At 68.3% G+C, this 18,545-nt stretch carries 15 protein-coding genes; 9 read left to right on the forward strand and 6 right to left on the reverse strand.

Annotated features, from left to right (window positions below):
* Window positions 1-67: 67 nt before the first annotated feature.
* Genes SKED_RS02645 through SKED_RS02655 form a run of 3 tightly spaced genes read left to right on the forward strand, consistent with a single transcriptional unit; the run spans window position 68 to window position 2,659 of the window.
* Window positions 68-1,033, forward strand: a complete 966-nt coding sequence (locus SKED_RS02645; RefSeq protein WP_012865572.1) for a carbohydrate ABC transporter permease — start codon at window positions 68-70, stop codon at window positions 1,031-1,033.
* Window positions 1,030-1,953: a carbohydrate ABC transporter permease gene (locus SKED_RS02650; RefSeq protein ID WP_012865573.1), complete on the forward strand. Its 924-nt coding sequence runs from the start codon at window positions 1,030-1,032 to the stop codon at window positions 1,951-1,953. The genes SKED_RS02645 and SKED_RS02650 overlap by 4 nt, the downstream gene beginning before the upstream one ends.
* A gap of 25 nt (window positions 1,954-1,978) precedes the next feature.
* Window positions 1,979-2,659: a hypothetical protein gene (locus SKED_RS02655; RefSeq protein WP_012865574.1), complete on the forward strand. Its 681-nt coding sequence runs from the start codon at window positions 1,979-1,981 to the stop codon at window positions 2,657-2,659.
* Between the two features lie 57 nt (window positions 2,660-2,716).
* On the opposite strand, the gene SKED_RS02660 is transcribed toward SKED_RS02655, so the two are convergent.
* From SKED_RS02660 to arfA, 6 genes are all read right to left on the reverse strand, one after another.
* Window positions 2,717-3,172 (reverse strand): hypothetical protein, encoded by a 456-nt coding sequence (locus SKED_RS02660; RefSeq protein WP_012865575.1) that lies wholly within the window; start codon window positions 3,170-3,172, stop codon window positions 2,717-2,719.
* Between the two features lie 264 nt (window positions 3,173-3,436).
* The gene (locus tag SKED_RS19705; RefSeq protein WP_012865576.1) at window positions 3,437-3,901 is read right to left on the reverse strand and encodes a hypothetical protein; all 465 of its coding nucleotides are present in this window, start codon (window positions 3,899-3,901) and stop codon (window positions 3,437-3,439) included.
* 180 nt (window positions 3,902-4,081) lie between these two features.
* Entirely contained in the window at window positions 4,082-5,446 is a 1,365-nt protein-coding gene (locus SKED_RS02670; protein ID WP_012865577.1) for an APC family permease, read from the reverse strand.
* A 203-nt stretch (window positions 5,447-5,649) separates the two neighbouring features.
* Window positions 5,650-6,594 (reverse strand): methyl-accepting chemotaxis protein, encoded by a 945-nt coding sequence (locus tag SKED_RS02675; RefSeq protein ID WP_012865578.1) that lies wholly within the window; start codon window positions 6,592-6,594, stop codon window positions 5,650-5,652.
* Window positions 6,591-7,175: a PAS domain-containing protein gene (locus tag SKED_RS02680; RefSeq protein ID WP_012865579.1), complete on the reverse strand. Its 585-nt coding sequence runs from the start codon at window positions 7,173-7,175 to the stop codon at window positions 6,591-6,593. The genes SKED_RS02675 and SKED_RS02680 overlap by 4 nt, the downstream gene beginning before the upstream one ends.
* 261 nt (window positions 7,176-7,436) lie before the next feature.
* The gene (gene arfA, locus SKED_RS02685; protein WP_012865580.1) at window positions 7,437-9,020 is read right to left on the reverse strand and encodes an arabinosylfuranosidase ArfA; all 1,584 of its coding nucleotides are present in this window, start codon (window positions 9,018-9,020) and stop codon (window positions 7,437-7,439) included.
* Window positions 9,021-9,260: 240 nt separating this feature from the next.
* Between arfA and SKED_RS02690 the strand changes: the two genes are divergently transcribed.
* The 6 genes from SKED_RS02690 (at window position 9,261) to SKED_RS19895 (ending at window position 18,303) form a co-directional block, all read left to right on the forward strand.
* Window positions 9,261-10,742 (forward strand): Gfo/Idh/MocA family protein, encoded by a 1,482-nt coding sequence (locus SKED_RS02690; protein WP_012865581.1) that lies wholly within the window; start codon window positions 9,261-9,263, stop codon window positions 10,740-10,742.
* Window positions 10,739-11,941: a Gfo/Idh/MocA family protein gene (locus SKED_RS02695; protein WP_012865582.1), complete on the forward strand. Its 1,203-nt coding sequence runs from the start codon at window positions 10,739-10,741 to the stop codon at window positions 11,939-11,941. The genes SKED_RS02690 and SKED_RS02695 overlap by 4 nt, the downstream gene beginning before the upstream one ends.
* Window positions 11,938-12,951 carry a DUF6807 domain-containing protein gene (locus tag SKED_RS02700; protein ID WP_012865583.1) on the forward strand — a complete coding sequence of 338 codons (1,014 nt, stop codon included), beginning with the start codon at window positions 11,938-11,940 and terminating at the stop codon, window positions 12,949-12,951. Before SKED_RS02695 ends, SKED_RS02700 begins: the two co-directional genes overlap by 4 nt.
* Window positions 12,948-13,784: a cupin domain-containing protein gene (locus tag SKED_RS02705; protein WP_012865584.1), complete on the forward strand. Its 837-nt coding sequence runs from the start codon at window positions 12,948-12,950 to the stop codon at window positions 13,782-13,784. Before SKED_RS02700 ends, SKED_RS02705 begins: the two co-directional genes overlap by 4 nt.
* A gap of 195 nt (window positions 13,785-13,979) precedes the next feature.
* Complete coding sequence (locus tag SKED_RS02710) at window positions 13,980-14,972, forward strand: acetylxylan esterase (RefSeq protein ID WP_012865585.1); 993 nt, start codon at window positions 13,980-13,982, stop codon at window positions 14,970-14,972.
* A 226-nt stretch (window positions 14,973-15,198) separates the two neighbouring features.
* Entirely contained in the window at window positions 15,199-18,303 is a 3,105-nt protein-coding gene (locus tag SKED_RS19895) for an NACHT domain-containing protein (RefSeq protein ID WP_143755630.1), read from the forward strand.
* Window positions 18,304-18,545 lie beyond the last annotated feature (242 nt).

Below are 18,545 nucleotides of genomic sequence, written 5' to 3' on the forward strand. Positions count from 1 at the left end.
TCGCGGGGGCCGCGCCCACCCTGGCCGGCCCCCGCGCCCCCGATGCACCGCACCCCCTCACGAACGGATGACTACCGTGTCCCTCACTGCCGAGGCGACCGGGAACCGGACTGCTCCACCGACCAAGGGCTCGCAGGCGCGACGCTCTCGGAAAGCAGCCGAGACCCGCGCCGGTTACGCGTTCCTCACCCCCTGGCTGCTGGGATTCCTCCTGCTGACCGCGGGACCGATGATCGCGTCCCTGTACCTGGCCTTCACGAACTACAACCTGTTCAGCGCACCTGAGTGGATCGGGTTCGACAACTTCACGCGGATGTTCTCCGACCCGCAGTACATCCAGTCGGTCAAGGTGACCGGTCTGTACGTGCTCATCGGGACCCCGATCAAGCTGATCGCCGCACTCGCCGTCGCGATGCTGCTCAACAGCAAGCGTCGCGGCCAGGGTGCCTACCGGTCGATCTTCTACGCGCCCTCGCTCATCGGCGCGAGCGTCTCGATCGCCATCGTGTGGAAGGCCATGTTCATCGACGACGGTGTCGTCGACCAGATCGGCCAGGTCTTCGGGCGTGACGCTGGTGGCTGGGTCGGCAACCCGAGCATGACCATGCCGATGATGATCCTGCTGACCGTGTGGCAGTTCGGTGCCCCGATGGTCATCTTCCTCGCGGGCCTCAAGCAGGTCCCCAACGAGCTCTACGAGGCTGCCGAGATGGACGGAGCCGGCCCGGTCCGCAAGTTCCTGCGGATCACGCTGCCGATGCTCTCCCCGGTGCTCTTCTTCAACCTGCTGCTCGAGACCATCCACTCGTTCCAGATCTTCGGCTCCGCCTTCATCATCTCGGGCGGCACCGGTGGTCCCGCCGGGTCGACGCTCTTCTACACCCTGTACCTCTACCGTCGCGGTTTCGTGGACTTCCAGATGGGCTACGCCGCGGCGATGGCCTGGGTCCTCGTGCTCGCCGTCGGCATCATCACCTTCATCTTCTTCAAGACGTCGAAGTCGTGGGTCCACTACTCAGGGGAGACAAAATGACCTCCGTCCTGCAGAAGAACGTCGAGACCCCGGAGCACCCGGACAACCTCGAGCGCAGCGCCGAGCTGCGCCGCGAGGCCAAGCGGAAGTCGCTGATCAAGGCGGCCGTGTTCCACGTGTTCGTCCTCGCGGTCGCCGCGGTGATCCTCTACCCGGCGCTGTGGATGCTCATGTCCTCGCTCAAGCCGTCGAGCGAGATCGTCGGCAACATCAGCCTCATCCCCGACAACGCGTCCTTCGACAACTTCGTCAAGGCGCTCAGCGGTATCGGCGGGGTGTCCTTCTGGACGTTCTTCGGCAACTCGCTGTTCCTCGCGGTGATGTCGGTGGTCGGCGTGATCCTCTCCGCCACCATCACGGCCTACGCCTTCGCGCGGATCGAGTTCCCGGGCCGCAAGGTGTGGTTCTCGATGATGATCGCGACGCTCCTGCTGCCGTTCCACGTGGTGATCATCCCGCAGTACATCATGTTCAACGAGCTCGGCCTGGTGAACACCTTCGTGCCGCTGCTCATCGGCAAGTTCCTGGCCGCCGAGGCGTTCTTCGTGTTCCTCATGGTGCAGTTCATGCGCAACCTGCCGCGTGAGCTCGACGAGGCCGCCCGCATCGACGGGGCCGGTCACGTGCGGATCTTCCGGTCGATCATGCTGCCGCTCATGAAGCCGCCTGTGATGACCGCGTCGATCTTCGCGTTCATCTGGAGCTGGAACGACTTCTTCGGGCCGCTGCTCTACCTCAAGAAGCCCGACCTGTTCTCGCTGCCGGTCGCCCTGCGCATCTACGTCGACCAGACGTCGGTGTCGGACTACGGCGCGCAGATGGCCATGGCCGTGCTCGCCCTCGTGCCGGTGCTGCTGTTCTTCGTCATCTTCCAGCGGTTCATCGTCGAGGGTGTCTCGACCCAGGGCTTGAAGGGCTGAGCCCGTGTCGACCACAGTGGTGCCCATGACCACGCGCCGTGACAGCACCTCCGGCTCGTCCGTCCCCGCCGAAGGGGCTCGCCCGGCGCGTCGTCGCCGGTGGGGCCAGCAGGGAGCCGTCCCCGGCTCCTTCGGCAAGTTCGCGTTCTTCGCCGAGGTGATGCTCACCGGCCTGTACGTCGCGGTCCTCAGCATCCCGGTGGTCACGGCGCTCCCCGCGCTCACCGCCGGGGTGCGCCACCTGCGACGCTTCGTCGCCGGTGAGGCCGACGCGGTGTCGATGGTCTGGGCCGACTTCAAGGCCGCCTGCTCCGGTGTGTGGTTCGTGGCGGTCGGCTCGCTCGCGGCGCTGTTCCTCGTGGTGCTCAACCTGTGGGCCTCGTCGACCGGTCCGCTGCCTGGTGGTGCGCTCGTCGGCCTCGTCAGCGCGGCCTTCGGGGTCGCCCTCCTCGTCGGGCTGCTGCGCGCCGCGGGGGAGTGGGAGCCAGGTGCTCGGTGGACCACGCTCGTGGCCTCCGGGATCCGCGGCATCGCCGCCGACGTCCAGGGCTCGGCGCTGCTGCTGTCGGGCGTCCTCATGGCCGGGGTCTTCGTCTGGATGCTCAAGCCGCTCGCGCTCGTCGTCGGAGGCCTCGTCGCCCTCGCGGTGATGAGCGTCGGGCACCGCGAGCGGGCCGCTCGAGACCGGGCTGCCCGCTCGCGGTGACCGTGGTGTGGAGCTGCTGGGCTGCTGCTCACCGGTGGGTCGACCTCGACCGCTGCCTCAGCGCAGCGTGAACGTGACGCTCGCGGAGCTGGCCATGTCGGCGCTGCGGGCGTGCAGCCTGTACTCCCCGGGCGGGAGCGCGGGGAACTGCTCGGTGTCCCAGCCGAAGCTCCACCGGCCGTCCGCGCCGACCTGAGCCAGCCCGAGGTGCCCGCTGTCTGAGGGGGTGCCCAGAGACTGGAGATCCAGGACGACCGTCTGCCCTGGCGTGCCGGTGCCGGAGGCCGACACCCGGCCCCGGTCGACGGTGGACCCCGTCTGAGGTGAGGTGATGGAGACGGGCCTGTCGGCCTTCTGGTCAGCTGCCGCGGAGTTCGTCGTGGTCGACTGCGCTGACGCGGCGGCGGTCGTCGTAGGGCCGTTCGCCGTGGCCGCCACCGGGACGAGGGCGAGCGCGGTACCGGTCAGCCCGGCGACGACGAGTCGTGTGGTGGTGCGGTGCGTGGTGGACATGGGTGTCTCTTCTCGTCGGCCGGCCCGTAGCCAGACCGGCGTGAGCGGTCCGTGCGGTCGATCGCATGGACCGCGCAGGCGTTCAGCCTGGTCGTCGCAGCGTAAGCACGCGCCATGTGGATCCGTGTGAGGGTCTGCGTCAACCCATGTGTCACCCAGCCTGGGGGCTCGAGCGGTACCTGTCGGTAGTCAGCAGTGCGGACGGTAGCTTTACCTGCAGCTTCCGCCCGCACTGCTGCTACGGGTGGACGAAGATCGCCCCTCTCAGCGCACGGTGAAGCGGATCAGTGCCTCGTTCCGGTCCAGCATGCCGTAGCCAGCGGTCATCGAGTACTGCCCTGGAGCGAGCAGGTCGCGCGGGGACGTCGTCACGACGGTCCACCGGCCGTCGGCGCCCACCCGGGCGTCGGCGAAGTGACCGCTGTCGGATGGCGTGGTCCTCGAGAAGATCCACAGCATGACCCACGCCCCTGGGGTACCTGTGCCGGAGAACCTGATATGGGTGCCTGCTGCGATGACGGCCCCGTTCTGGGGAGAGGTGATCGTGACGGGCCTGTCGTACCTCCGGTCCGTCGCCGAGGCGGACGGCGTCGTGTTCGTCGCCTGAGTCGGGTTGGCTGTGGTCGCGGTCGTGTCGTTCGCGACGGCTGCGACCGGGACGAGGGCGAGCACGGTGCCTGTCAACCCGGCGACGACGAGCCGGGCGGTCTTTCGGGGTGTGGTGGACATGGGGATCTCTTCTCGTCGGCCGGCCCTCCGTCGGACCGGCGTGGGCGGTCCGTGGGGTCGATCGCCTGGACCGTGCAGGCGTTCAGCCTGGTCGTCGCAGCGTAAGGAGACCCCTGGTGGGACGGTGTGAGTTCCTGTGCGAGCCCTGGCACTGGCCGTCCCCTGTCGACCAGCCGAGCGTCAACCGGTCTGCGCGCCTCCGCGTGACGGCGCCGGCCGGCTCGCCCGGCGCGTCACGAGGTAGAGCACGGCGCCGACGGCGAGCAGGATCCCGGCGCGCAGCCAGGTCCCGGCGGACTGCTGGGTGAGGAGCGCGACGCAGCTGATCACCCCGAGCACCGGCACCACGGTGACCACCCGGAAGTGGTCCTCTTCGACCTCGTCCTTGCGGAGCACGAGGACCGCGACGTTGGTGCTGATGAACACGATGAGCAGCAGGAGCACGACGGTCTCGGCGAGCACCTGGAGCTCGCCGGTGAACACGAGGGCCATCGCGACGACGGTGGTCACCACGATCGCGACCCACGGCGTCCGGCGCCCCGGGAGCACGCGGGCGAGGACCGGGGGCAGCAGGCCCTGCGAGGCCATGCCGTAGGTGAGGCGGCTGGCCATGATCATGGTGAGCAGCGCGCCGTTGGCGACGGCGACGAGGGCGATCGCGGCGAAGACCCGCTCGGGGACGACGTCGGCGACGGAGACGACCTCGAGCAGCGGTCCGGTGGACCCGGCGAGGGTCTCCGGGCTGACGACGGCCACCGCCGCGACCCCCACGGCCACGTAGACGGCGCCCGCGGTGAGCAGCGACGCGAAGAGCGCCCTCGGGTAGGTGCGGCGCACGTCGACGACCTCCTCGGCGAGGTTCGCGGAGGTCTCGAAGCCGACGAAGGAGTAGAAGGCCAGCAGGGCGGCGCCGAGGACGGCGAGGGCTGGTGCGGTGCCCTCCGTGAACTCGATCGTGCGTCCGAGGTCGCCCTCGCCGCGGCCGAGGACGACCGCCGCGAGCACCACGATCAGGAGCAGGCCGGACAGCTCGACCACCGTCATGGCGACGTTCGCCCGGAGCGACTCCTTGATGCCCCGCATGTTGAGCAGGGCCACGAGGAGGAGGAACCCGACGGCGGCGAGCGTGGTCGGCATCGACACGAAGGTGGTGAGGTAGTCGCCGGCGAAGGCGATCGCCAGGCCCGCAGCGCTCGTGACGCCGGCGGCGAGCATGCTGTACCCGACGAGGAAGGACACCCACGGCGTCTTGAAGGCACGCTCGGCGAAGACCGCGGCCCCGCCGGCCTTCGGGTACTTGGTGACGAGCTCGGCATAGGACCCCGCGGTGAGGAGCGCGAGCCCGAGGGCCACGAGCAGCGGCAGCCACACGGCGCCGCCCACCTCGCCGGCCATCACGCCGACCAGCGCGTACACGCCGGCACCGAGGACGTCCCCGAGGATGAAGACGTAGAGGAGCCTGCCGGTCACCGTGCGGGAGAGGGGCGGCTGCTGGTCAGCGCCGCCGGTCTGGTGCTCGTCGGACGTCGGTGCGTCGTGCGTCATGGTGGGCTCTCGTCAGCTCTGGGGCGGTGCCGGGTGGTCAGGGACCACCCGGAACCCGCCGTTGTCCTGACGGGTCCGACCGGCGCAGGATCACCCCGTGCCAGCCGTCGCCTCACTGTAGGACCGCGGGGGACGACCTGCCCCTCGGGGTGCCGGCAGGAGGACCCACCGCGGAGAGCCGTGGCCCGCGGTGGGTCCTCGGGTCACCCGTCCCGCAGCACCGTGAGGAACTCCTGGACCGAGGACTCGAGGTGCACGGCGGCGTCCGTCAGCGCCTGGTCGGTGCTGGTGCCGGTCGAGATCCGCTCGGCGAGGCCGGTGACGCCGCCGCGCATGGCGTCGACGCTCTCGTCGATCTTGCCGAGGGCCCCGGCCACCTCGGAGATGACCTCCTGCGAGGCGCCGAGCTGCTCCTCGACGCGGGTGCTCGCCTTGGCGGTCTCGTCGGCGAGGCGCCCGACCTCGTCGGCGACGACGGCGAAGCCCCGGCCGGCGGCACCGACGCGTGCGGCCTCGATCGACGCGTTGAGCGCGAGGAGACGGGTCTGGCGGGTGACGTCGGTGATGAGGCCGATGACCTGGCGGATGGTCTCCGACGACTCGCCGAGCCGCCCGACGGCGTCGCTGGCCTCGCCCGCCCGCTGGACGACGGTCGCGGTGACGCCCTGGAGGTCGCCGACGGTGCCGGCCATGCTCCGCGCGGTCTGCCCGACGGCCTGCGACACGTGCAGCACGTCGCGCTCGAAGTCCTCGACGAGGGTCCCGCGGGCGGTCTCCGCGGCGCGCAGCCGTGCGGCGTCCTCCGCCATGGTCAGGCGCGCCTCGTTGATGGTGACGGCCTGCGAGCGGAACGCACCCGAGAGGCCGGTGAGCATGAGCTCGCGCTCGAAGCGGCCGGTGCCGGCCGCGGCCAGGGCTGCGCCCGCCTCGCGGATGAACGCGTCGGTGACGTCGAAGAACCTGTTGACGTCGTCACGGACCGACGCGAAGCCGAGGGCGTCGGCCTCGGGGACCGCGACGACCCGGCGCTCCATGTCGCCGCGGGCACCGGCGCGGGCGGCGTCGGAGACGGCCTCGAGGGCTGCTGCGTAGGCGGCGACCTGGGCCTCGAGCTCGGCGGTGCGGCGTCGTGCGCCACCCCACCTCATCGGGCACCTCCCGCGACGCTCCACAGCCACTCGCTGTAGGTCTGGCCCTGGGCGGCGAGCTGCTCGCGCAGCCAGGTGAGGGACGCCTCGTCGGCGCCGCGTCCGCTGTGCTGGGCCTCGACACGGCGCATGTCGGCGTACAGGCGCTCGACCTGGGCGCGCGCCGACGCGCTCACGGCGCGGCGCGTGGAGTGGTAGCCGACGGTGCGGCCCTGGGCGTCGCGCGACGGGGTGACGTGCGCGAAGACCCAGTAGTGGGCACCGTCCAGAGCCAGGTTCTGCACGTACGCGAACAGCTCCTCGCCAGAGCGGAGCGTGTCCCAGAGCAGCCGGAAGATGCCGCGGGGCATGTCCGGGTGCCGGATGAGGTTGTGCGGGCGACCGATGGCGTCGGGCTCGTCGATCGCGGAGATCGTGAGGAACACGTCGTTCGTGTAGGTGAGCCGGCCCTTGAGGTCGGTCTTGCTGACGATCAGCTGGTCGTCCGCGAGGACGCGCTCGACCCCTGTGGGCCGGACGGCCGTCAGGCGGTCCCCTGCAGGACGGACCTCTGTGGGTCGGACAGCGACGGTGCTGGACATCTGGTCCCCCCGGACTCAGGCGAGCGTCCGGACACCCGGACGTGCTGCCTCATCGGCGGACGACCGGCGAGTATGACCAGATCGGTCAGGACTCTGGCGAGGTCTGCGGTTTCCCGCACACCTCCAGTTCACCCGCAGGTCGCAGGCGTGGCGACGAGGTGCGCGGTGGCGACGGTGCTGGCGCCGACGCCGACGGCCCCCGAACCACGGTCGTCGTCGTGGTGCGGGGGCCGTCTTGTGCGTGTGGCGTCGGGCTGTGCCTCAGGCGCGCTTGGCGAACCCGTGCCAGGCGGACCAGCTCTCGGGGGCGAGGGTGAAGGTCACCGTGCCGCCCTCGACCGACGGTGCGTCGCGCTCGACGGTGCCGACCTTCTCGGCCTCGACCTTGCCGTGGCGCTCGCCGACGTGGTCGGCGAGCAGCTCGAGGCCGCCCTCGACGCTGACGTCGAGGCCCGCGGTCCGGACGGTGACCGTCGCGGGCTCCGCGGAGCGGTTGACGAGGAAGAACGACAGCGCGCCGCTGGCGCCGTGCTCGCCGGCCTCGTCCCACGTCGCGGCCGCGGTGACGAGGGGGACCTCGCCGTGCTCCTTGGTGGTCATGGTCGGCGACGCGACGCGCAGGTCGAGGACCGACCCCTGGGCGAGACGTGCGGTGTTCGCGAAGGGGTGGAAGGTGGTCTGGCGCCAGGCGTCGCCACCGGGCTCCGTCATGATCGGTGCGATGACGTTGACGAGCTGCGCGAGCGCTGCGACGGGCACGCGGTCCGCGTGGTTGAGCAGCGTGATGAGCAGGTCGCCGACGACCACGGCGTCGAGGGCCGAGTAGATGTCCTCGATGATGCGCGGGGCGTCGCGCTGGATCGGCAGGTTCTTCTCGCCCGGGAACTTGGTGTCGAGGTACCAGACGTTCCACTCGTCGAAGGAGATGGTGATCTTCTTGTCGGAGCGGCGCTCGGCGCCGACGGCGTCGGCCGAGGCGACCACTCGGTCGATGAACCGGTCCATGCTCGTGGCCGAGCCGAGGAAGCTGGCGCGGTCGCCGTGGCGCTCCTCGTAGTACGCGTGCATCGAGATGTGGTCGACGATGTCGTAGGTGTAGGAGAGCACGGTGCGCTCCCACTCCCCGAAGGTGGGCATGCCCATCGACGACGAGCCGCAGACCACGAGCTTGATGCTGGTGTCGACGAGCTGCATGGCCTTGCCGGCCTCGGCGGCGAGCTTGCCGTACTCGTGGGCGTCCTTGTGGCCGATCTGCCACGGGCCGTCCATCTCGTTGCCGAGGCACCACAGCTTGACGCCGTAGGGCTCGGCGCGGCCGTTGGCGATGCGCAGGTCGGCCCAGCGGCTGCCGGCCTCGCCGTTGCAGTACTCGACGAGCGCTGCGGCGGCCGCGACGCCGCGGGTGCCGAGGTTGACGGCCATCATGGGCTCGATGCCCTCGCGCTCGGCCCACTGGAGGAACTCGTCGGTGCCGACGGTGTTGGGCTCGATGGTGCGCCACGCGAGGTCGATGAACGGCTTGCGGTCCTCGACCGGGCCGACGGCGTCCTCCCACACGTAGTTGGACACGAAGTTGCCGCCGGGGTAGCGGACCATGCTCACCCCGAGCTCCTTGGTGAGGTCGGCGACGTCGCGACGGAAGCCGTGGTCGTCGGCCGTGCTGTGCGTCGGCTCGTAGATGCCGGTGTAGACGGCGCGGCCGAGGTGCTCGACGAACGACCCGAAGAGGCGGCGGTCGATCTCGCCGACCTGGAAGTCGGGGTGCAGCGACACGGTCGCGGCGACGGGCTGGGTGGGGGCGCTGTCTGCGGCGCCGGACGCGGTGGTCGCTGCGTCGTTTTCCATCGTTGTACTACCTCCGTTGGCAATGTCCCCGATGGGGAGAGGGGTTCGAGACGACGGTACCCGATCGAGACGCGGATCGGAACGTTCCGAGAGCTCCTGGTGCGAGAACCCGAGATCCGGGCGATCGCGGGAGAGCGCTTCCCCGCGCGGTGGTCGGCAGAGTAGGGTTGGATCGATTCAACGGCGTCGAGGACGATGCCGCACCGCAGTTCACCGTCGAGATGCGCCTGGAGCAGCTTCGTGACCTCCGAGAGACCCACCACCCGCCGCCGCTACGCGATCGTGGGGCTGGGGCACCGCAGCCACATGTACGTCGACGCGATCCTCGGCGACCACGCCGACGTCGCCGAGCTCGCCGCGTTCTGCGAGCCCAACCCGGGCCGCGCCGCGGTCTACACCGACCTCGCCGCCGAGCGCGGACGCCCCGGCGTGCCCACCTTCGCCCCGGCCGACCTCGAGCAGATGATCACCGACGAGCGCGTCGACACCGTCGTCGTCACCACCCCGGACGCGACCCACGCCGACCTCGTCGCCCGTGCCCTGCGCGCCGGTGCGGACGTCGTCGTCGAGAAGCCGCTCACCACGACCGCGGAGGGCTGCCGCACCATCACCGACGCGGTCGCCGAGACCAGCCGCTCGGTGGTCATGACCTTCAACTACCGCTACGCGCCGCGCAACAGCGAGCTCCGCCGCGTCATCGCCTCCGGAGAGATCGGCGAGGTCACCTCGGTGCACTTCGAGTGGGTCCTCGACTCCGTGCACGGCGCCGACTACTTCCGCCGCTGGCACCGCCTCAAGGACGTCTCCGGCGGGCTGCTCATCCACAAGTCGAGCCACCACTTCGACCTCGTCAACTGGTGGATCGCGGACGCCCCGACCCGTGTCTACGCCCGCGGCGGTCTCAAGGTCTACGGCGACACCTCGCCCGTCGCCCAGGAGATGGCCGAGCGCGACGCCGCGGCCGGCCTGCCGCCCCGCCCCGTGCGTGGCACCGGCAGCGCCGACGGGACCCTCGGCTGGGAGGGACGCGAGGGAGACCGCTGGTCCCTCGACCTGCGCGCCGACGAGCGGCTCCAGGCCCTCTACCTCGACTCCGAGCACCACGACGGCTACGTCCGCGACCAGGACGTGTTCTCCCCGGGCATCACCATCGAGGACAACCTCGCGCTGCTCGTCGACTACGAGCGCGGCGCGACCCTCACCTACTCCCTCAACGCCCACGGCCCCTGGGAGGGGTACCGCGTGAGCGTCAACGGCACGAGGGGTCGGGCCGAGCTCGAGGTGGTCGAGCGCGGCTCGGTCGAGCTCGACGAGCGCGGCCGGTCGATCCTCGACCCGAGCGCCAACCCCGGGGCGTGGGAGGGCGACGACGTGCGTCCTTTCGGCGACCGGCTCACCGTGCAGAAGCACTGGGAGCGGGCCCGCGAGGTCCCCATCCCCGAGGGCGTCGGCGGCCACGGCGGGGGAGACGCGATCCTGCTGCAGGACGTGTTCCGCACCCCGGTCGAGGGCCCGCGCCACGACCCCCTCGGCCGCCCGGCCGGCTACGTCGACGGCGTCCGCGCCGTCGCCGTCGGCATCAGCGGCAACGCCTCGCTGGTCAGCGGCCAGCCGGTCGACGTCGCCGACCTCGGCCTGGGCGTGAGCATCTCGGTGCCGTCCCCCGCAGCCCCCGACACCACCCCGACCTCAGCCCCCACCACCTCTGGAGCGACCGCATGACCCGCACCTACCGCGCAGCCATCGTCGGGACCGGCGGCATCGCGAACGCGCACGCCCAGGCGATTGCCGACTCCGCCGGACGCGTCGTCCTCACCCACGCCGTCGACGTCGACCAGACGCGCGCCGACGCCTTCGCCCAGACCTGGGGCCCCACCGCGGGCGCCGGGACCCAGCCCGTCGCCTCGACCGACCTCGCCGAGGTCCTCGCCAGCACGACGGCCGACGGCGCCGGCCTCGACCTCGTGCACGTGTGCACCCCGCCGCAGTCGCACTTCGCCCTCGCTGCCCAGGTGCTGCGCGCCGGCGTCGACGTCCTCCTCGAGAAGCCGCCGACGCTCTCCCTCGCCGAGCTCGACGAGCTCATCGCCCTCGAGGGCCAGACCGGCGCGCACGTGAGCGTCGTGTTCCAGCACCGCTTCGGGTCCGGCGCCCTGCGCCTGCGCGCGCTCCTCGACGACCCGGCCGCCCCGCTCGGCCGTCCGCTCGTGGCCGTGTGCCACACGCTCTGGTACCGCGACGCCGAGTACTTCGCGGCCCCGTGGCGCGGACGCTGGGACACCGAGGGCGGTGGACCGACCATGGGGCACGGCATCCACCAGTTCGACCTGCTCCTCGCCACCCTCGGCCCGTGGGCCGAGGTCACCGCGCTCGCCGGTCGCCAGGCGCGCGACACCGACACCGAGGACGTGTCGATGGCCCTGGTCCGCTTCGAGAACGGTGCGCTCGCGAGCATCGTCAACTCGGTGGTCTCGCCCCGGCAGACCTCCCAGCTGCGCTTCGACATGGAGCACGCGACCGTCGACCTCGAGCACCTCTACGGGTACACGGACGACCACTGGAGCCTGACGCCGGCGCCCGGCCACGACGAGCTCGCGTCGCTGTGGTCCACCGACCCCGACGCGCCGGTGTCGAGCCACTCGTCCCAGCTCGCCGCCATCGTCGACGCGCTCGACGTCGGGCAGGCCCCGCCCGTCACCGCGACGGACGCACGCCTCACGGTCGAGCTCGTCGCCGCGCTCTACGCCTCGGCATTCACCGGGCAGCCGGTGCGCCGCGGCGACATCGGGCCCGACCACCCCTTCGCCGCGAGCATGGAGGGCACCGGAGCCCCGTGGGCAGCCGTGCCCGCAGGAGCTCCGGCTGCCTCGCCCGCAACCACCCCGACCACCCCGACCACCCCGACCGAGGAGAACCGATGACCCGCCTCACCCTGTCCGACGACGGCGCCGCGCTCACCGTCCGCCTCGCCGCGCCCGAGGGTGGCGGCGCCCCGGTCGACCTCGTCCGCTACGTGTACCAGCCCACGGACGTGCAGCTCGAGTCGCCCCGGCCGTACTTCCACCCCCTGCGCACCGTCGGCGGTGACCTCGTCAGCCTGTTCCGGCCCCACGACCACGTGTGGCACAAGGGCATCGCCTGGTCGCTGCCCAACGTCGGTCCGCACAACTTCTGGGGCGGCCCCACCTACGTCCGCGGGCAGGAGTACGTGCAGCTCGACAACGACGGCTCGATGGTCCACGACGGGTTCACCGCCGAGCACGCGGGCGACGACGGCGTCACCGTGACCGAGTCGCTCACCTGGGTGACGCAGGCCGGCGAGCGCGTGGTCAAGGAGTCGCGGACCTTCACCGTGACGCTCGCCGACGGCGGCACCGAGGCGGGTGCCAGCAGCGACGGCACCGACGGTCCTGCGTGGGTGCTCACCTTCCAGACCACCATGACCAACATCTCCGGCGCTGCGCTGCCCATCGGCAGCCCGACCACCAACGGCCGCGAGAACGCCGGCTACGGCGGTCTCTTCTGGCGCGGCCCGAGGTCCTTCACCGGCGGCACCATCCTCGCCCCGGGATTCGCCGGCGGGGAGGAGATCCGCGGTCAGCGCGCACCGTGGGTCGGCTTCACCGGCACGCACGACGAGACCGCCCACCGCTCGACCCTCGTCATGGTCGACTCGCCCGACAACCCCCGCGGCCCCACCTCGCCCGGCCTCGACCCCGAGTGGTTCGCGCGCAACGAGTGGTTCGCCTGCGTGTGCGCCGCGCCCGCCTTCAGCGAGGAGATCCCCTTCGCGCCCGACGAGTCCCTGACCTTCCGGTACGCCGTGGTGATCGCCGACGGGGGAGCGGACGCCGAGCGCGGCGCCAGCCTCGCCGAGACGGGCAGCCAGACGCTGGCCGCCCGCCGCGCACCTGCCGGGGCGCGCGGGTGACCCACCCGTTCCCCGGCGGCACGAGCGTCTCCCACCTGAGCGTCTACGACTGGCCGACGACCGACGGTGCCGGGCTCGTCGGCGGCGGGACGCCCCACCTGCACACCGCCTCCGACGAGGGCTACGTGGTGCTCGCAGGCTCCGGGTCCGTCCAGACCCTCGGGCCCGACGGCTACGCCGAGCACCCGCTCGGGGCCGGGACGCTGCTGTGGTTTCAGCCGGGCGTCGTGCACCGGCTGGTCAACGACGGCGACCTCGAGATCCTCGTGGTGATGTCGAACGCCGGCCTCCCCGAGGCCGGCGACGCGGTCATGACCTTCCCGGCCGACGTGCTGGCCGACGCAGAGCGGTACCGGGCGGCGGCGACGCTGCCCGGTGCCAATGCCAATGCCGGTGCCGTTCCCGATCCCGGTGCCGGGATCGGTGCCGTTCCCGGTGGTGTGGGCATCGCAGGTGCTGGCCGCAGCGGCGACGCCGTGACACCGGACGGTCAGGCCGACGGGGCGGTGGCTGCTGCCGCACGGGCCCGGCGTGACCTCGCCGTCGGAGGGTTCGGGGTCCTGCGGGACCGCGTGCTCGTCGAAGGGCCGGAGGTCCCGATGGGGGAGCTCTACGACGCGGCGGCCCGGCTGGTCCAGGACAAGGTGCCCGGCTGGCAGGAGCGCTGGGACAGCACGGTCCGGCAGACCACCACCCGGACCGCCGACGCCCTCGAGGCGCTCGCGGCCGGCTCCGCCCCTCACCTGCGCACCGCCGAGACCGCCTCGGTCCAGGCGCGGCCAGCCCCCCTGCGCTACGGCATGTGCGGCCGCCTCCGCACCTGGCCCCTCTGACCTTCCCAGCCCCGCCCCTCCCTGACCCGACCCGACCCTCCCAGACCGGACCGTCCCCTGACGCCGAGTTCGGCAGTTCGGAGCGAGTTCGTGCCATAGAAGTACCGAACTCGCTCCGAAGTACCGAAGTCGCTCCGAAGTACCGAAGTCGACGTCTCCACCCAGCACCCACCCCCGACCGTCCGAGGACCGCTCATGCCCCAGTTCGACCTGCCGCTCGACCAGCTCGTCACCTACCTGCCGGACCGCGAGGAGCCGGCGGACTTCGACGACTTCTGGCGCCGCACCCTCGACGAGCAGGACGCCGAGCACCCCCTCGAGGCGACCTTCGAGCAGGTCGACACGGGTCTGACCGAGATCGTCACGGAGGACGTGACCTTCATCGGCTTCGGCGGTCAGCCCGTCAAGGCGTGGCTGCACCGCCCCGCCCGCGCGACCGGTCCGCTGCCGACCGTCGTCACCTACATCGGGTACGGGGGAGGGCGCGGGCTGCGCCACGAGCACGTGCTGCACGCCGCCGCGGGCCGCGCGCACCTCGTCATGGACAACCGCGGCCAGGGCAGCGGCCACCAGATCGGCGACACGGGGGACTCCGGGCAGACCGGCGCCCACGCCGCCGGGTTCCTCACCTCGGGGATCGACTCGCCCGAGACGTACTTCTACCGCCGCATCTTCACCGACGCCGAGCGGGCCGTGCGGGTCGCCCGCGGGCACGACGCCGTCGACACCTCGGCCGTCATGGTGTCGGGCGGGTCGCAGGGCGGCGCGCTGTGCCTGGCTGCCGCGGCCCTCACCGAGCTGCGCGACGGCCTCGGGGAGCCTGCGCTGCGGGCGGCGATCGTCGACGTGCCCTTCCTGGCGCACGTCCGACGGGCGTCGGTGGTCACGGGTGCCCGGCCCTACGGCGAGCTCGTCGAGTACCTGCACACGCACCGTGACCGCGTGGAGCAGGCCTTCCGCACGCTGAGCTACGTCGACGGCGTCAACCTCGCGGCGCGCATCACGGTGCCGGGGCTGTTCTCCGTCGGGCTCATGGACGAGGTCTGCCCGCCGTCGACGGTCTACGCGACCTACAACCACTACGCGGGCCCCAAGGAGATGGTCGTCTACCCCTACAACGGCCACGAGAACGGCGGCCCGTTCCAGGAGGCCGAGCACCTGCGCTTCGCCCGCGAGCACGTGGGCTGAGCTGGGAATCTGTAGGTCTGGGCCAAATCGACTGCTTCTGCCGTGCTCGTGTCCACGGAGCATGACTTGCTGGAGCTTGTGGAGCGCGCGCCTCTAGCGAGGCAGCGTGGCGCCAAGAACGTTGTCTGGAGATTATCGAGTCCACAAACTTCTCCTCTGTCCCTTGCGGATGTGCCCATCGACGTGGAGGATCGTCCCAGGTCCGCTCTTCCGAACGCCTCAGACGGTGACGCTCGATCCCATCTCACTAGGAGGAGAGGAGGCGCAGGCATCTGCCCAAATCGTAGGAGGAATATTGGACTCGTCTGAATTTTATCAGAGGTTTGTGAATTTATATCCCCTCGAGAGGCCGGCGGGCGAACACGCCAGCCCACACGAGATGTTTTCAGCGCTCGACTTTAAACTTCGATTCCTGTCAATCATAGCGAATTCCGTCTTAAGATCAAGTGACGAAATTGAAGCGCCGAAGATCGGGCGGTCACCCGGACTGGGCGCCTGGGTGTCATATTTGCGAGTTTGTCGGGATACTCTCGGCCAGTCGCGGGGGGAAGCGTCCAAACTGACACATGGTGCGGTCGATAGTGCACTCACCGCCTACGATGGCGGGATCGATATGGGGATCAGCAAGATTCGTACCCCAAAGAAGCTACGCGACCACTTGGGGCACGGTGGAGCGTTGCCCCCATATGCTGAAGTTTCGGAGCCGCTCAGGGGGTTGCTCGATTCAGTGGATGTAGCTATTGAAAAATTACTCGGAGCAACCGGCTTGGTTCTATCCGAATCGAACGGATCGACTCGAGCAAGTTTCAAATTCGAAGACAGGGAGGTCTCAACCTGGCCGCTGATCTTCAGTCCGACCACCGATGAGTGGTGCATTTTTTCAAGGTATGTGGCGAACGGCCGGCCATCCTACTTCTCCTTCGGTACGGATCGCGTCGAAGCGTCAAGTATTCCCGACAACCTAGGCGGAGCACTTAATCGGATCTTGGATTCCACCGCTCCGCGGGGGGCTCTTGGGGCTTTCAAGGAGGATGTAACTAGCGATCTCCGTGGCTTCACCGAAGAGCTCGAGGAAGATCTGACTCCTGGTGATCGAGATCACGGTTTCGAGGTGTGGTGGAAAAAGGCGACGGGCACAGGGATTGGCTTTGAGGAAAGAGTAGACTACTTCCGGCTCGGTCCGGATGACATGCGTCAATGGCGATCGCCTGAAAAATGGGTGCCCTATTCTCGTTACCTTCGGGAGATTGCCAACTGGCCCCTAACGGCCCGCCGGATTCGAATAGCCTTAGAAGAGCACTCAAGGAAACTGGCGTCTCAAGAAGTTCAGAATCTGGGTTGGCGCCTGGGTGGGGAGGGGCAATACCGTGAGTCTTCGTTGCTGGTGACAGACCTGGATGGGTCCAATCGAAGCGAGTCATCATTCTCTGACCTGCTCAATTCTGTTGACGAGGACCTCCAGGCGAATAGGCCGCAAACGCAAGTCGTATTTGTCAACGGCGAAGCGGGCATAGGAAAAACCCGAGCGATGATCGGCGCTGCGCTTCATCGCGCAAGAACGATTGAGGAGGAGGCAGGAGAGCACCGTGATTCCGATCTGCCCCTTCTTCTATACGTCGGCTCGTCTGGGCAGGTTTTGAGTCAACTCGATAACGTTATAGCTGCTGCGGTTTCAAGTACGCGAAGCATTACAGCCGCTGCCGTTAAGGCGCTCTGTCGAAACGGGCTCATGGCACTTCTCGTTGATGGATTCGACGAACTCTTGGGCAACGTCAGATATAACGATGCCTTAGGGTCCTTGCGCCCGTGGCTAGAAGACATGGGCGGGCGTGGGGTGCTGATGGTTTCGGCGCGCTCGTCTTACTACGTCGGTCAATACAAGGCAAGCGTAAGACGGGCGCACGAGGGCAGTGCCATGAGCGTGCACCACAAAATCGCAGAGATTCAACTTTGGAAAGCGCGAGACATTCGAGAAGTATTAACTTCCTATGGGGTTGACCCGAGCGTGCTTGTCAACTTGAGCGAAGAGGACCGGCAATTGCTCAGGCTCCCCTTCTTCACAAGGGCGTTCATCGAAATGTGCCTGTCTGAAGAAGCGGGCATCCCAACAGGAACTTCCTTGCCCGAGCACTTGCTAGATCAGTATCTGACTCGTGAAGAAGGGAAAATACTTGATGAGTCGGGAAGATCTGTAATCTCTCACAGAGAACTGAAGACTATGTTCAGCTATGTTGCAGAACTTATGGAGGAGAATTCGGAGCGGGAGGCGGATGACGAACTTCTTCGAACCGCTGCAATGTTCACGATCGACGATTCGCTCGAGTCGCGTACTGGTCTGGCTGAAAGATTGCCGAACCTTTGCGGGTTTGCGACCACCACCAGTGGTGGTGCTCAATTGCGGTTCAAGTTCCAGCACGAACTTTTCTTTGACCAGTTTTTGGCAGACGCAGTGTCCCGTTATTTAGGTGGGAGTGAAGTATCGGAACGGTTCAAGGCAATGCTCGGGTCGTCCGTGTGGCGCACGGCAACGGTTAACCGGGTAGGTTCCAGCGTTTCGATAGATCGTCTTTCCTCCGTGCTTGGTGGTGATTTTGCGGACGGCGAGACTGCAGCGCGGAGAAGCACGGCGGCACTGAATGTGGGCAGCTTGTGGCAGACTCTGATATCCAGATCCAAATCGATGGATTGGACCATTCGCAGCGCGGACCTTATTGACCCATTGGACCTGAGTGGGAGTGAGCCTGGCGTGATGGTAATGAGTAATGTGAAGGTCGAGTCTCTCGTCCTGCCTAGAAGGACTGGTTGGCGAATATCGCTGCAGAGCACAAGGATTCGCAGGATCCATGCTCAGATTCTAGACTTCAGTGGCTTGTCAGGCGTCGATGCGTCCGCGATTGTCGAGATCCTAACGCCAAATCGTTTAATTGAAAAGCCTTCAGAGATCCGTGATGTTCTAGAGAAGTACGGCGCTCGTTTGGTCGACGCCGGCCCGACTCCAGAAGAGCGCAACAAAGTTCTGCCGGAGGCTGCAACATTTTTTCTGCGTCGGGCTATTGATAGAGGCGAGTATTTCTGGGTCCTCAAAAGGAACCATCGAACTCCAGATGACGACCTTCTCGCGCGGAAGAGAACGGAAGACGTTTATGGCAGAGAGGTCTGGCTCGCCTTTATCAAGGCAATGCTCGATTCGGGCTTAGCGGTGGAGGAATCTATTGCGAGATCGGGTTCCGCGAAGATCCGGGTCCGCTTACTGAAGAACGGTTCAGATATACTTGGTGAGGATCGCTCGGACGAGAGAGTTCGAGATTTCTGGCGCAGGATGATGCGTTGAACAGTTGTCCACTTTCTGTCGGGTGGTCATGCGTCCCGTTTGGCTGGAATACGCTTGCATGCGATATTGATGTGGCGTATGGGCGGGTTAGCGCCGCCTCAGGTCTGATGGTGTCTAGCGAATGGCCCTGGCCAGGCTCGGAGTCCTAGCCTGGGTGCGAGGCCGGGTGAAGACTGTCCACAGGGTGACGAGCACCCTCGATCGCTCTTGCCAGGCACGGTAAAGTGCCCTGGACTGCCCTG

The organism is Sanguibacter keddieii DSM 10542 (genome assembly GCF_000024925.1).
GTDB lineage: Bacteria > Actinomycetota > Actinomycetes > Actinomycetales > Cellulomonadaceae > Sanguibacter > Sanguibacter keddieii.

Coding starts and splice junctions, on each gene's coding strand:
- SKED_RS02645 (WP_012865572.1), top strand. CDS start 68: ATGACTACCGTGTCCCTCACTGCCGAGGCGACCGGGAACCGGACTGCT.
- SKED_RS02650 (WP_012865573.1), top strand. CDS start 1,030: ATGACCTCCGTCCTGCAGAAGAACGTCGAGACCCCGGAGCACCCGGAC.
- SKED_RS02655 (WP_012865574.1), top strand. CDS start 1,979: ATGACCACGCGCCGTGACAGCACCTCCGGCTCGTCCGTCCCCGCCGAA.
- SKED_RS02660 (WP_012865575.1), bottom strand. CDS start 3,172: ATGTCCACCACGCACCGCACCACCACACGACTCGTCGTCGCCGGGCTG.
- SKED_RS19705 (WP_012865576.1), bottom strand. CDS start 3,901: ATGTCCACCACACCCCGAAAGACCGCCCGGCTCGTCGTCGCCGGGTTG.
- SKED_RS02670 (WP_012865577.1), bottom strand. CDS start 5,446: ATGACGCACGACGCACCGACGTCCGACGAGCACCAGACCGGCGGCGCT.
- SKED_RS02675 (WP_012865578.1), bottom strand. CDS start 6,594: ATGAGGTGGGGTGGCGCACGACGCCGCACCGCCGAGCTCGAGGCCCAG.
- SKED_RS02680 (WP_012865579.1), bottom strand. CDS start 7,175: ATGTCCAGCACCGTCGCTGTCCGACCCACAGAGGTCCGTCCTGCAGGG.
- arfA (WP_012865580.1), bottom strand. CDS start 9,020: ATGGAAAACGACGCAGCGACCACCGCGTCCGGCGCCGCAGACAGCGCC.
- SKED_RS02695 (WP_012865582.1), top strand. CDS start 10,739: ATGACCCGCACCTACCGCGCAGCCATCGTCGGGACCGGCGGCATCGCG.
- SKED_RS02700 (WP_012865583.1), top strand. CDS start 11,938: ATGACCCGCCTCACCCTGTCCGACGACGGCGCCGCGCTCACCGTCCGC.
- SKED_RS02710 (WP_012865585.1), top strand. CDS start 13,980: ATGCCCCAGTTCGACCTGCCGCTCGACCAGCTCGTCACCTACCTGCCG.